We start from the raw sequence: 12,812 nt of genomic DNA on the forward strand, positions 1-12,812 counted from the left end.
AATCGAGATACCCGGATCGGCGTACAGTCGGCCTATGAGCACGCGGATGCGGGACCTGCTGGGCGGGGCGCTGGACCAGCTGCGCTACGAACCGACGGAGAAGCGCGTGCGAGCGCTGCTCGGCGCTGACACCGCGGTCGACAGCACGCGTGCGCTGCTCGTGTGGGAGCCGCGGCGGGTGGTGCCGACGTACGCCGTGCCGGAGGCCGACATCCTCGCCGCGGTCACCCCCGCGCCGGCCGCCGACGCCACAGCCGACGGCATCCTGCACCCCGGCATCCCCTTCACGACCCACACGGCGAGCGGCGAGCCGCTGACGATCGGCGGTCGCGAGCACGCCGGCTTCCGCCTCTCCGACCTCGCCGGTCACGTCGCGCTCGACTTCCGCGCGTTCGACGCCTGGTACGAGGAGGACGAGCCGATCCGCGGCCACCCGCGCGACCCGTACTCACGCGTCGACGTCCGCGAGACGTCGCGGCCGGTGCGGATCGAGCTCGACGGCGTCGTGCTGGCCGAGACCACCCGCGCGCGGCTGCTCTACGAGACGCAGATCTCGACCCGCTTCTACCTCCCCCGCGAGGACGTCAAGGTCGAGCTCGCGCCGAGTGACCTGCGCACCTACTGCCCGTACAAGGGCGAGGCGTCGTACTTCTCGTTCGCGGGCGGGGAGAACCTCGTCTGGTGCTACGAGGACCCGCTCCCCGACGCACGCGAGATCACCGGGTTGGTGGCGTTCTGGGACGAGCGCGTCGACGTCTATCTCGACGGGGAGCTCCGCCCTCGCCCCGGCGGCGAGGTCGCCGAGGCGATGAAGGACGAGTTCGGTCTCTAGGCGTCCAGTTCGAAGTCAGGCCACTTCTCGTGCCAGGACTGCCACTGGTCCTGGTGGCCCTTGCGCCGCGTCGCATTGGACGGCTTGACGATCGCAGCGTCCCTGATCGTCATGCGGTAGGCGATGGTCCAGTTGATCTGAGCGTCCCAGAGCGCCTGCTCGCCCTTTGCGGCGGCGCGCCCGAGGTACTGGCCGATGCCCTTCCAGCTCAGGCCGAACGCGGCGAGCAGGGCGCCGGCGCCCGCCGTCACGCCACCGGAGGTGTCCGTGTTGAGCAGCAGCACGACGCCGGCCACGATCAGCACGAGGACGAGGGCGACGAGCAGCCGCAGACTGCCCTTGAGGGCCTGGCGGGTGACGTCGCGCAGGCGGCCGACGACCTGTTCGGCGGTGCCGACGTAGTCGCTCAGGTGCAGCAGGTCCTTCGCCGCCACCTCGCCGGCCAGTATCGGGCGCCAGACGTGCGCCTGGCGCTGGAGCTGGTCGCCCACCGGGGTGCGTCCCTCCCACAGCGTCAAGGAGTTGAGCACGCTGTGCGCGGCGTTCGGCGGGAACTTGCTGGCGAGCGCGACGAGCAGCTTCTTGAGCTCGGCGGTGTCGTCGGCGGTCACCTTGTCGCCGTCACAGAATCGCTGGAGCGAGATACCGAGATGGAACGCGCGGGCGAGAACCGGGTCCGTCGCGGCGATGGCGGCCAAGAGATCCTGGTGGTACGAGTCGGGGGCCGGAAGGTCGTCGAGCTCCGGGACGGCGATGGCGTCCTCGCTGATCAGCTCCGTCGCGGCGCCCGTGATCTGCGCCTTGAGCACCTTGCCGAGCGCCACTACATCGAGCCCGAGGTAGTCGATGTCCTCCAGCTTCCCGGTCGCGAGCCCGACGCGCCAGCCGAGCAGGAACGCCTGGGAGATCTTCGGGTCACCGGCGGGCGGGTGCGACCAGGCGATCGACTCCTTGGCGACGGCGTCGATCAGATCCTCGAATTCGCCCGGCCCGCCGTCGCCCTCTTGCTCGCTCATCGGACGACACTAACCGGTCAGGACGTGTCGGGGTTGAGCGTCGCCTGGACGCGACCCGCCGCCTGGCGTTCCCGCGCGTCGGGCTGGTCGGCGAGGACGTGGTCGAGCGTCGCGAACGCCTCCGGATCGAGGCGCTCGGGGACGTCGGCGCGAATGATCGCGAGCGCCTCGCCGGAGCTCATCGCGCGGCGGTAGGGGCGCTCGGACGTCAGCGCCTCGTAGACGTCGGCGATCGCCAGCAGCCGCATCGGCACCGTCAGCTCCTCCCCCGACAGCCCGCGCGGGTAGCCGCCGCCGTCGAGCCGCTCGTGGTGGGCGCCCGCGAGCCTCGCGATGTGGGCGTGGCCCGGCAGGCGGCCGAGGATCCGCTCGGTGATCAGCGGGTGCTCCTTGATCGCCGCGAACTCCGTGCTCGTCAGCGCCGCGGGCTTGTCGAGGATGCGGTTGGAGATCGCGAGCTTGCCGAGGTCGTGCAGCAGCGCCGCGCGACGCAGGTCGCGCAGCTGCGGCTCCTCGGCGCCGAGCGCGCCGGCGAGGCCGATCACGATCAGGCACACGCGGTCGGAATGCCGGTAGGTCCACGGCGACTTGGCGTCCACGACCGCCGCGAACGCCTCGGCGATCCGGTCGAGCCGTCCCTCGTCGGCGGCGATCGAGCGCTGCTCGGGCTCCCACGCGTCGATGTCATCCGAGTCGAGCGAGTCCCAGAACGCGATGTCGAGCGTGAGCGTGCCGAGGGCGTCGACCAGCGCGGGGTCGAACCACCCGCCACGTCGCTTGCGCGCCACGCGCCATGCCGCCTGGACGCCACCCGCCGCGTGGAAGATCTCGACCGTCTGCGCGAGGCAGAGGATCCGCCCGAGCAGCGGGATCTCGTCACCGCGCAGCCGGTGCGGGGCGCCGCCGCCGTCCCAGTGCTCGTCGAGCGCCCTGATCGCCTCCGCGGTCACCGGCGTCAGGCCGAGCAGCAGCGCGATCTCGGCGCCGCGGTCGCAGCGCGCCTGCATCAGGGCGCGGGTGACCTCGCCCTCGCTCTTGATCGCCAGCAGCCGGTCCATCCGCTGCCGCATCGTGCCGCCGGGAGCGACCGTCCGCAGCGACCACATGAACGCGGGCAGCTTGCCCGACCAGTCAACCCGCTTTGACGTGCGTTTCGCGCTGTGATCGTCGGCGCCGAACAGCGCCGCCATCCGCGCCGAATTGGCGGAGCAGCCGGCGTCCTTGAGCAGCAGCGCGTAGAAGAGGTCGGACCGGGCCGCGGCATCGAGCCCGATCGCCTGCGCGATCCGCATACCGATCTTGCACGAGCGGATCGCGTGCCCCGGCGGCTCGCCCTCGGTCACGTCAAGCGCGTACGACATCGCTCCGATCACCGCCGAGAGCCGGACCTGCCCGTTCATCCCCGTGAAGTATCCCAGGCCCCGTATCACCGGCGCCCGGGCTCCGCTCCTTGGCGCATGTTCGATGACTCCCGTTCCCTGCCACGCCGCCGCGTCTACCTCGGCGAAGGACTCCGCTTCGAGCTGGACGGTCGACTCGCGGCCGAGGCCGTCGACATGAGCGCGGACGGCCTCGGGCTCGCGCTGGTCGAGCCGGCCCCGGACCTGCCCGCGGTGGGCGACGGGGTCATCGTCCGCCACACCGCGTCCGAGGCCCAGCGGGCGGCGGTCGTCCGCCACGTCGGCCGGGTGCGCGGGCTGCCGTTGCTCGGCCTCGCGCTCGTCCCCGACACTTGAAGAGCTCCGGGCACGCAGTTCCCCTGCCCGGAGGCCTTGCCCGCGTTCGCGACCGCGACGTGCCCGTGGTTCTATCGCGAGCGCCTGCACTTCCGGATCGCCCGCGCGGGCGCGGAGGGGATGACATTGCGCGCGGTGCGCCCGCACGTCGCGCTGCTCGACGGGATGGAGCTCGAGCTCGCGCTGCACCTCGTGTTCGGCGCCGTCGAGCGGGTGCGGGTGCGGGTGACGGCGGTGCGGCGGCCGCACATCGCGGTCGCGTTCGTCGACCCGCCATGCGTGGTGCACCGCGTGCTGGCGGACTACCTGCTCGCGACGGACGCCACGCTCACGCCCGCGCTGCTGCGGGCCGCGGGGCTCGCGGTCTCGAGCGTCGAGCAGGCCGTCAGCTACGACTACGCGACGACGCCGGCGGACCTGGAGGAGATCCTCGCGCTGCGCCTGCGCGCGCACCGGGCGCGGGGACATCTCGAGGCGGCGTCGATCGCCGACCTGCGCTCCCCGTTCGACGCCCACTCGCGGCACCTGACGTGTCGCTTCGGCGGGCGGATCGTCGGCTACGTGCGGGTGATCTTCGTCGACGGGTCGCCTGAGCGCAGCCAGTACGTGAGCTGGGGCGGGCACGAGGTGCCGCAGTGGCTGTGGGACGCGGGCTTCGTCGAGGCGGGGGCGGGCGCGATGGATCCGGACTTCCAGCGCGCGGGGCTGTTCGTGCCGCTGATGGCGCACGCCGTGCGGGTCGCGGTGCAGTCCGGCCACCGGTACGTGCTCGGCGCCTGCGAGGACGAACTCGTGGCGATGTACACCGAGATGGGCTTCACGCGGCTCGAGGAGCGGATCGTCGAACCCAAGCCGGGCTGGCGCTTTCGCTCGCACCTGCTGGTGCTCGACGCCGAGCGGCTGGCAGACGACACGCCGACGCTCGCCGCCATGGCCTCCGCCGTCGACTTCGCGGCGGCGGCGTGATGCGGCGCGATGTCACGACCTACCGGCCGCGGTTCGTCGCACCCGGGGAGGTGCGCGACGCGATCGTCGTCGACGAGCTCGAGGCCCAACTCGAGCAGTTGGCGCGTGGTCGCGTGGCCGGCGAGGAGCCCGCGCCGGACGCGGTCGAGGCGCTGCTGGGGAGCAGCGACCCGGCCGCGTTCGGCGCGTGGGTCTTCTATCCGTGGCGCCATACCGTCGTGCACGTGCTCCCGGAGACGTTGCACCGCGAGTTGCGGCTCGACCGCAACCGGTACGCGATCACCGAGGACGAGCAGGCGCAGCTCGGCGCGCTGACGATCGCCGTCGCCGGGCTCTCCGTGGGTCGCGCCGTCGTGACGACGCTCGCGCACGAGGGGATCGGTGGCGAGCTGCGGCTCGCCGACTTCGACGTGCTCGACCTCTCCAACCTCAACCGCGTGAGCGGCGGGCTCGCCGACGTGGGCGTCAACAAGGTCGTGCTGGCCGCGCGCGAGGTCGCCGAGCTCGACCCGTACATCCACGTCATCGCGTTCCCCGACGGCGTCGACGAGGACAACATCGACGCGTTCGTCGGCGGGGCCGATGTGGTCGTCGACGAGTGCGACGGGCTCGAGATCAAGGTCGCGCTGCGCGAGCGGGCGCGCGCGGCGGGCATCCCCGTGGTGATGGCGACCAGCCATCGCGGGATTCTCGACGTCGAGCGCTTCGACCGCGAGCCGGACCGTCCAGCGTTCCACGGTCTGCTCGGCGATGCCACGTCCGCCGAGCTACGCGGTCTGACGACCAAGCAGAAGGTCCCCTACGTCGTCCGCATCCTCGACCCGGCGAGCCTCACCGACCGCGCCGCCGCCTCGCTCGTCGAGGTCAAGCAGTCCGTGTCGACCTGGCCGCAGCTGGCGTCGGACGTCGCACTGGGCGGCGCGATGGTCGCCTCCGCGGTGCGGCGGATCGCGCTCGGCGCCACGACCGTGTCGGGTCGCTTCTACGCGGACCTGGACGCCGCGTTGGCGGACGGACGCGAGGTCGAGCTGCCCGCGCTGCCACCGGCCGACGCCACCGTCGCGGAGCGCTCGCTGCCGCGGTGGCCTCGCGACGAGCACGAGCTGCTGCGCTTCGTCGCGGCGTGTGCCACGTCCGCTCCGTCGGGCGGCAACATCCAGCCGTGGCGCTTCGAGGCCTCCGGCCGCGTGCTGCGCGCGTACGCCGACCCGTCGCGCTCATCGCTGCTGGACTTCGACGGCCGCGCGTCGCTGCTCGCACTCGGCGCCGCGCTGGAGGCGGCGGTGATCGGCGCCCGCGCCCTCGGCCTCGACCCGGTCGTGGCTCCCCCCAACGGATGTGTGTGGGAGTTGACCCTGGAGGGTGACGTCGGGCAGTGCGACAGCGCCGCGGTCGAGCTGTTGTGGCAGCGCTCGTGCAACCGCCGCACCGACGCGTCGCCGCCACTCGCGCCCGGCACGCTCGCCCGGCTCGCCGCCGCCGGGGCGCCGCTGCTCGCCGACGTCTTCGACGCCGAGGCGCTGCCACGGCTCGGAGGCGCGCTCGGCGCGCTGGACCGCGTGCGGTTCCTCTCCACCCGCCTGCGCGAGGACATGCTCGGCGAGCTGCGCTTCGCCGGCGAGGACAAGCGCGATGGCATCGACGTCGCCTCGCTCGAGCTCGACGCCACCGACCGCGCCGCGATCGATGTCCTGCGCACCGGCTCCGGCATGGCGTTCCTCGCTGACCACGACCGCGGGTGGGGCCTGGTCGAGAGCGCCCGCGACGCGTTCTCCGCGGCCGGTGGCGCGCTCGTCCTGCGTCCCACGAGCACCGACCCGGACGCCCTCGTCGACGCGGGCCGCGGCCTGATGCGGCTGTGGCTGCAGGCGACCCGCGACGGCCTCGCGATCCACCCGTGGGGCTCGCCGTTCCTGTTCCAGCGCCTGTGCGAGCGGCCCGACTCGCTCGAACCGTGGGAGCACGCGGCGCTGACGCGGGCCGCGGCGGGGTTCGTGCTCGATGCCGCCCACCCGATCCTGCTCGTCCTGCGCGTGTCGCAGGCCGGACCGCCGACCGTGCGTTCCCAGCGCCGCCCGCTCGAGGAGGTGCTGACGTTCACCAATAGCCGGTCATGAGCTCGCTCGCCCATGCGGGCTGGCGCAGCTCGCCGCGCGGGAGGAACTCGCGCAGCACCGGCTTGAGGTCGAGCACCGGGGTGCCGTCGATGGCATCGAGCCCGCGCACGTGGACCTCGAGGCCGTCGACGGCCTCGATCCGGCACACGGACACACCGAGGCGGTTCGGCCGGTCCTTGCCGCGCTGGGCGAAGATGCCGACCTCGGGCCAATCCGGGTTGCCGCGCGGGCGGCGGGCGCCGGTGTGGACGGCGTCCCCGGCGACGCGGTGGAAGTGGTAAAGGACCTCGAGGTGCGAGAACGCCTCCAGCCCGCGCAGTGCGGCGGGCGTGAAGCGTGTGGCATCAAGGCGGATCGTCGCGGTGACGGCGTCCCAGTCGTCGTCGACGGGCGTTGTGCGCCCGCCGACGACGTGGCCGATCGCGAGGACCGAGAGCACCCGGCTCAGTTGGCGGCGGAGGCCTCGGAGATGATGCGGAGGTTCTTGCCGTCCTTGGAGACCGTGCCGTCGGACTGCAGCTTGCGGACGACGCGGTACAGCGACGGAGCGTCGACGCCGAGCGCATCGCTCAGCTCGGGCACGGTGATGCCCGGACGCTCGCGGATCAGGGCGAGCATGCGCTCGCGGCGTTCGGCTCCGGCCTTCTGCGTGCCACCCGGCTGACGCCGGACGGCCGCGCCCTTCGCCGCGGCGCGCTTCTTGGCGGTGGCCTTGGGCTTCGCGGCCGCCTTCTTCGCCGCCGCCTTCGGCTTCGCCGCCGCCTTCTTGGCGGCTGCCTTGGGCTTGGCCGCAGCCTTCGGCGCCGCGGCCGGTTTGGCGGCGGGCGTCGGCTCGGGTGTGGGTGCAGGCGCGGGCTTCGCGGCAACGGGCTTCGTCGCAGCCGCCTTCGGCGCGGCGACCTTCGCCGCAGGCGCCTTCGGCTTCGCCGCCGCCTTCTTGACGGGCGCCTTGGCCTTCGGCGCTGCCGCCTTGGCCTTGGGCGCTGCCTTCGGCTTGGCCTTCGCCTTCGCCTTCGGCTTGGGCGCTGCCTTCGGCTTGGCCTTGGCCTTGGCCTTCGGCTTCGCCTTGGCCTTGGCTGCAGCCGCCTCGGCACGCGCGCGGTCGATGTTGAGCCGCGCAGCGATCTCCTGGAGCTCGTTGTACTCCTGGACCAGCGGCTCCAACTCCGCCAGCCGTGTGGCGATGCGCTCCTCCACCACCCGTAGATCTTCGAGCACTGTCACGACCGCGTACCTCTCCCTCTTAAGGATTCGCCACGAAAGCTTCGAGGCGGGTTTTCTACCCCGGCGGCCATGAACCTGCACCGCGGGTTTCGATGCCACGAAATCAAGTTGTGCCCGCGCCTGCCGATTGCGGTGATGCATGGTTGCACGGAAGTGGTCCGTCGAGCGTTGGCTGCTCACAGCGGCATGCGTTTGTCTGGCCGCTTGCCTGCTCCGCAACCTCGGTGTCGTGACACCCGTCCTGCCGCGCGTCTGGGACAAGGCGTACAACGGCGCCGAGTACCTGGCGATCGCGATCTGCGGCCTGCGCGCGCTGCGCAGCAGCGGGACCGAGCGCGCTGCGTGGGGCATGCTCACGCTCGGTCTGTTCGGTTTCGCCGCGGGTGATCTCTACTACTCGATCGCGCTGATGGGCGACCGCATCCCGCCGTACCCGTCCCCCGCCGACGCGGGCTACCTGAGCATCTACCCCGCCGCGTACATCGGCCTCGTGCTCCTGCTGCGCGCCCGCGCGCCGCGGCTCGGCTCCGCGCTCTGGCTCGACGGCCTCGTGTGCGCGTTCGCCAGCGCAGCGATCGGCGCGGCACTCGTCCTCGGTGTCGTCGCGAGCACCGAAGGCACCTTCGCCGCGGTGGCGACGAACCTCGCCTATCCGCTCGGCGACCTGACGATGCTCGCGTTCGTCGTCGCGGTGCTGGTCGTCACCGGCCGCGCCGCCGGCTCGACCTGGCGCGTGCTCGCGATCGCGCTGACACTGTGGGCGGTCGCTGACACGACCTATCTCTACCAGGTGGCGGTCGGCACCTATCGCGAGTTCACCGTGCTCGACACGAGTTGGCCCGCCGCGTACGTCCTCGTCGCGTTCGCCGCCTGCCGCCCCGCCGAGCGCCTCGACACACGCCGCCTGCGCGGCGGCATGCTCTTCCTTCCCGCGACGTTCACCCTCGTCGCCCTCGGCCTGCTCGTCTACGACCACTATGCACGCGCGAACGAGGTCGCCGTGTGGCTGGCGACCGCCGCAATCGTGGCCGCGGTACTGCGCTTCGCGCTGACCTTCCGGGAGAACCTGCGCACGCTCGGCGCCAGTGAGATCGAGGCCGCGACCGACGCGCTGACCGGGCTCGGGAACCGGCGCGCGCTGCTCGCCGACCTCGACCGCTCGCCGCGGGCGCGACCCCCGAACGACCCGTCGGGTTGACGCTCTTCGACCTCGACGGCTTCAAGGCCTACAACGACAGCTTCGGCCACCCCGCGGGCGACGCGCTCCTGCACCGGCTCGGCACCAACCTCGCCGCGGCGCTCGCCGGCACCGGCACGGCGTACCGGATCGGCGGGGACGAGTTCTGCGTGCTCAGCGCCATGCCGCTCGCCCCGCATGTCATCGACGCGTTGAGCGAGCGCGGCGAGCAGTTCGAGATCCGCAGCTCGTATGGCACCGCCCACCTGACCGGCGGCGATCCCGCCGACGCGCTGCGCCTCGCCGACCAGCGCATGTACGTCGACAAGCGCTCCGGCCGCCGATCGGCGGACGAAGCCGTCCACCAGGTGCTGCTGCGCGTCGCCGCCGAGCACGACGGCGACCTCTCCGAACACGTCAATGACGTCGCCGACATGGTCGCGAGCGTCGGGCGGGGACTCGGGCTCTCGCGCGAGGAAGAGGTGGAGGTCCGTCGCGCGGCGGCTCTGCACGACATCGGCAAGGTGGCGATCCCCGACGCGATCCTGCACGCCCCGCGCGCGCTCACCGAGGACGAGTGGGAATACATGCGCCAGCACACGATCATCGGCGAGCGGATCATCGCCGCGGCGCCGGAGCTGCGCGGCGTCGGCAAGATCGTTCGATCGAGCCACGAACGGTGGGACGGCGCCGGCTACCCGGACCGTCTCGCGGGCGAGGCGATCCCCCTCGGCGCCCGCATCGTCGCCGTCTGCGACGCCTACGACGCGATGGTCACCGATCGCGCCTACCGCCGCGGCCGCTCACCGCAGGAGGCGCTGAGCGAGCTCGAGCGCTGCGCCGGCAGCCAGTTCGACCCGATCGTCGTGGGTGCGTTCCGGGCGGCGATGGCAAACGATTTCACGTCTCATGAATGCGCGATGGCGCGTAAAGCCCCCATTGAGCGGGCGTTAGACGTGATGAATTAGTACACGTCCGACCGAATCCTTGGTACAAACCCGTTCGCCGCGCGAGACGGAGGAGTTGGGTGGCAAACCGGGAACACGAGGGAGACGTGCGCCTTTCCCGCCTGCCGGAGCAGGTGTTGTACGGCGTCGCGTATTACGCGGAGTACCAGCCGTACGACCGGCTGGAGCGCGACCTCGACCTGATGGCCGAAGCCGGGCTGACGGTGATCCGCGTCGGCGAGTCCGTCTGGTCGACGTGGGAGCCGGAGGACGGGCGGTTCGAGCTCGAGTGGCTCGCCCCGGTGCTCGACGGCGCGCACGCGCGTGCGATCAGGGTCATCCTCGGGACCCCGACGTACGCGATGCCTCCGTGGCTGGTGCGCAAGTACCCGGAGGTCACGGCCGAGCGCGCGACCGGCGCCCGTATCCCGTACGGGCACCGCCAGGACGGTGACTATTCACACGCCGCGTTCCGCTGGCACGCCGACCGTGTCGCCCGCGAGGTCGTCGGGCGCTACGCGCAGCATCCCGCCGTGATCGGCTACCAGGTCGACAACGAGCCCGGCATGGAGCTCTTCCACAACCGGGCGGCGTTCCAGGGCTTCATCGACGCGCTGCGGGCGAAGTACGGCGACCCCGCGACGCTCAACCGCGAGTGGGGCCTCGTCTACTGGTCGCACCGGATCGCGCGCTGGGACGAGCTGTGGACGCCCGACGGCAACACCGTGCCGTCCTACGACCTCGCCTGGCGCCGCTACCAGTCGCAGATCACGACGGACTTCATTGCCGCGCAGGCCGAGATCGTCCGCGAGCTCGCCCGCCCCGACCAGTTCGTGACCACGTGCATGGCGCTCAGCCGCCCCGCGTTCGACCCGCGTGAGCTCAACAAGCCGAGCCTCGACGTCGCGGCGGTCAACCCGTACTACCCGCTGCAGGACGCGCTGACGATGCCCGAGGCGCCGGCCGACGCGCCCAAGCTCGGCTGGACGCGCCACTCCGGGGCCTGGGCGATCCACTTCCAGGGCGACCTCACGTACGCCGCGCTGCGGGCGCCGTTCCTCGTCACCGAGACCAACGCGCTCTCGATCGGCGGCTCGCACCAGAACTTCCCGGCGTTCGACGGGCAGTGGCGCCAGGCCGCGTGGGCGCTCGTCGCCCGCGGCGCGCGGATGGTCGAGTACTGGCACTGGCACTCGATCCACTACGGCCACGAGCAGTACTGGCTCGGCGTGCTCAACCACGACGGCGAGCCGGGCCGCTGCTACGAGGAGGTCAAGCGGATCGCGAGCGACTTCGCCCGCGCCGGCGACGCGGTCGTCGGGCTGACCCCGCACGCCGACGTCGCGCTCCTGTACAGCCGCGAGAGCAAGTGGGCGCTGGAGTTCCACCCGCCGCTGGCCACCGAGACCGGCGCGGCCGACCGTGGCAGCTACGAGCGCATCTTCACGCGCGTCTACGAAGGCGTTTTCGCGGCGGGTGTGGAGGCCGAGATCATCTATGCGCAGGACTTCGACACCACCGAGCAGCCGGTGCTGATCGCGCCCGCGCTCTACGTGGCCGACGACGCGCTGCTGGACCGGCTGCTCGCCTACGCGGCGGGCGGCGGGCACCTCGTGCTGACGTTCCGCGGCGCCTACGCCGACGAGGAGGCGCGCCCGCGTACGGTCGCGCAGCCGGCGCGGCTGACCGACGCGGTCGGCGCGACCTACGACGAGTACACGAACCTCACCGCCCCGGTGCGCGTGAGCGGCGACTTCAGTGGCGCCGCGACCGCCTGGGCGGATGCACTGCGACCCACCACCGCCGAGGCGCTCGCGCACTACGAGCATCCGCATCTCGGACGTTGGCCGGCGATCACGACCAACGAGCACGGAAAGGGCCGCGTGACCTACGTCGGCACCCTGCCGGACCGCGAACTGGCGGTCGCGCTCGCGCGCTGGCTTCGTCCGAATCCGGACGTCTGGGCGGACCGGCCGAAAACGGTTACGGTCACGAGCAGCCGCGGTTCGGAGGGGGAACTTGTGCGGTTCGTGTCGAATTGGTCGTGGGAGCAGACGGCACTGGCAATGCCGGTGACGGCGACAGACGTGCTCTCAGGTGCGCACCTCGCTTTCGGCGAGACGCTGCATCTGGGACCATGGGACGTCCGGGTGCTCTTGGAGAGGCCCCCGGAGAAGGACGACGAGGAGGGGAGACCTCTTGCGTAACCCGGATCGGCATGACAGCGCCCGCTGGCGCGCTCTGCTGGTCGCCATGTGCCTCGGCATCGCCGCCATCGTGGCGGCGTGCGGCAGCAGTGACGACAACGGCGGAGGCAGCGGTGGGACGAGCGGTGGTGGTGGAGGCACTGCCGCGAAGAAGGTCGATATGGCGGCCGAGCTCAAGAAGCCGGCCACGATCACGGTGTGGGCGTGGACGCCCGGCACCGACAAGGCCGTCGCGATGTTCGAGGCCGCGCACCCGAACATCAAGGTCAAGCTCCAGAACGTGGGCCAGGGCCCACCGCATTACCGCAAGCTGCGCACCGTGCTGAAGTCGGGCAAGGGCCTCCCGGACGTCGTCCACATGGAGTTCCAGTACATCCCGAGCTTCACGCTCACCAAGAGCCTGCTCGACATGACGCCGTACCTGCCGGACAACTTCCTCTCCGGCTACCCGGAGTGGGTGCAGAAGCAGATCAACGTCGACAACGGCATCTACGGCGTCCCGTGGGACACGGGCCCGCTCGGCTTCATCTATCGCAAGGACCTGCTCAAGCAGGCCGGCATCAAGACGCCGATCAACACGTGGGACGAGT

12 protein-coding genes are annotated in these 12,812 nt (G+C 71.7%); 8 read left to right on the plus strand and 4 right to left on the minus strand.

Features of this window, described 5'->3' with window-relative positions; genetic code table 11:
* Positions 1-34 precede the first annotated feature (34 nt).
* The gene (locus G569_RS0125410) at positions 35-832 is read left to right on the plus strand and encodes a DUF427 domain-containing protein (RefSeq protein ID WP_028065521.1); all 798 of its coding nucleotides are present in this window, start codon (positions 35-37) and stop codon (positions 830-832) included.
* Here G569_RS0125410 and G569_RS0125415 read toward each other — a convergent pair.
* Together G569_RS0125415 and G569_RS51450 are read right to left on the minus strand one after the other, a co-directional pair.
* Positions 829-1,848 (minus strand): hypothetical protein, encoded by a 1,020-nt coding sequence (locus tag G569_RS0125415; protein ID WP_028065522.1) that lies wholly within the window; start codon positions 1,846-1,848, stop codon positions 829-831. The genes G569_RS0125410 and G569_RS0125415 overlap by 4 nt on opposite strands.
* Positions 1,849-1,865: 17 nt before the next feature.
* Positions 1,866-3,248, minus strand: coding sequence for an HD-GYP domain-containing protein (locus G569_RS51450; RefSeq protein ID WP_053226962.1), 1,383 nt, complete (start codon positions 3,246-3,248; stop codon positions 1,866-1,868).
* 57 nt (positions 3,249-3,305) lie between these two features.
* Here G569_RS51450 and G569_RS0125425 point away from each other — a divergent pair, with 57 nt between their 5' ends.
* The 3 genes from G569_RS0125425 to G569_RS51455 are packed head-to-tail and all read left to right on the plus strand — an operon-like array spanning position 3,306 to position 6,667.
* Positions 3,306-3,584, plus strand: a complete 279-nt coding sequence (locus G569_RS0125425) for a hypothetical protein (protein ID WP_028065523.1) — start codon at positions 3,306-3,308, stop codon at positions 3,582-3,584.
* Between the two features lie 36 nt (positions 3,585-3,620).
* On the plus strand, positions 3,621-4,550 hold the full coding sequence (locus tag G569_RS0125430; protein ID WP_028065524.1) for a GNAT family N-acetyltransferase: 930 nt from the start codon (positions 3,621-3,623) through the stop codon (positions 4,548-4,550).
* Positions 4,550-6,667, plus strand: a complete 2,118-nt coding sequence (locus tag G569_RS51455) for an Rv1355c family protein (protein ID WP_053226963.1) — start codon at positions 4,550-4,552, stop codon at positions 6,665-6,667. Before G569_RS0125430 ends, G569_RS51455 begins: the two co-directional genes overlap by 1 nt.
* Here the strand turns inward: G569_RS51455 and G569_RS0125440 are convergent.
* Positions 6,648-7,106 (minus strand): SAM-dependent methyltransferase, encoded by a 459-nt coding sequence (locus G569_RS0125440; RefSeq protein WP_037499014.1) that lies wholly within the window; start codon positions 7,104-7,106, stop codon positions 6,648-6,650. The genes G569_RS51455 and G569_RS0125440 overlap by 20 nt on opposite strands.
* A gap of 5 nt (positions 7,107-7,111) precedes the next feature.
* Positions 7,112-7,891: a winged helix-turn-helix transcriptional regulator gene (locus G569_RS58910; RefSeq protein ID WP_169542238.1), complete on the minus strand. Its 780-nt coding sequence runs from the start codon at positions 7,889-7,891 to the stop codon at positions 7,112-7,114.
* A 229-nt stretch (positions 7,892-8,120) separates the two neighbouring features.
* On the opposite strand from G569_RS58910, the gene G569_RS0125450 reads away from it, so the two are divergent.
* The 4 genes from G569_RS0125450 to G569_RS51470 form a co-directional block, all read left to right on the plus strand.
* Complete coding sequence (locus G569_RS0125450; RefSeq protein ID WP_028065526.1) at positions 8,121-9,089, plus strand: hypothetical protein; 969 nt, start codon at positions 8,121-8,123, stop codon at positions 9,087-9,089.
* Entirely contained in the window at positions 9,086-10,036 is a 951-nt protein-coding gene (locus G569_RS0125455) for a diguanylate cyclase (protein WP_028065527.1), read from the plus strand. The genes G569_RS0125450 and G569_RS0125455 overlap by 4 nt, the downstream gene beginning before the upstream one ends.
* 86 nt (positions 10,037-10,122) lie before the next feature.
* On the plus strand, positions 10,123-12,222 hold the full coding sequence (locus tag G569_RS51465; protein ID WP_211233073.1) for a beta-galactosidase: 2,100 nt from the start codon (positions 10,123-10,125) through the stop codon (positions 12,220-12,222).
* Positions 12,215-12,812, plus strand: a 598-nt coding sequence (locus G569_RS51470) for an ABC transporter substrate-binding protein (protein WP_037499075.1), incomplete at its 3' end; no start/stop codon positions are given. The genes G569_RS51465 and G569_RS51470, both read left to right, overlap by 8 nt.

The organism is Solirubrobacter soli DSM 22325 (assembly GCF_000423665.1).
Classification (GTDB): Bacteria; Actinomycetota; Thermoleophilia; order Solirubrobacterales; family Solirubrobacteraceae; genus Solirubrobacter; species Solirubrobacter soli.

Coding starts and splice junctions, on each gene's coding strand:
- G569_RS0125410 (WP_028065521.1), top strand. CDS start 35: ATGAGCACGCGGATGCGGGACCTGCTGGGCGGGGCGCTGGACCAGCTG.
- G569_RS0125415 (WP_028065522.1), bottom strand. CDS start 1,848: ATGAGCGAGCAAGAGGGCGACGGCGGGCCGGGCGAATTCGAGGATCTG.
- G569_RS51450 (WP_053226962.1), bottom strand. CDS start 3,248: ATGAACGGGCAGGTCCGGCTCTCGGCGGTGATCGGAGCGATGTCGTAC.
- G569_RS0125425 (WP_028065523.1), top strand. CDS start 3,306: ATGTTCGATGACTCCCGTTCCCTGCCACGCCGCCGCGTCTACCTCGGC.
- G569_RS51455 (WP_053226963.1), top strand. CDS start 4,550: ATGCGGCGCGATGTCACGACCTACCGGCCGCGGTTCGTCGCACCCGGG.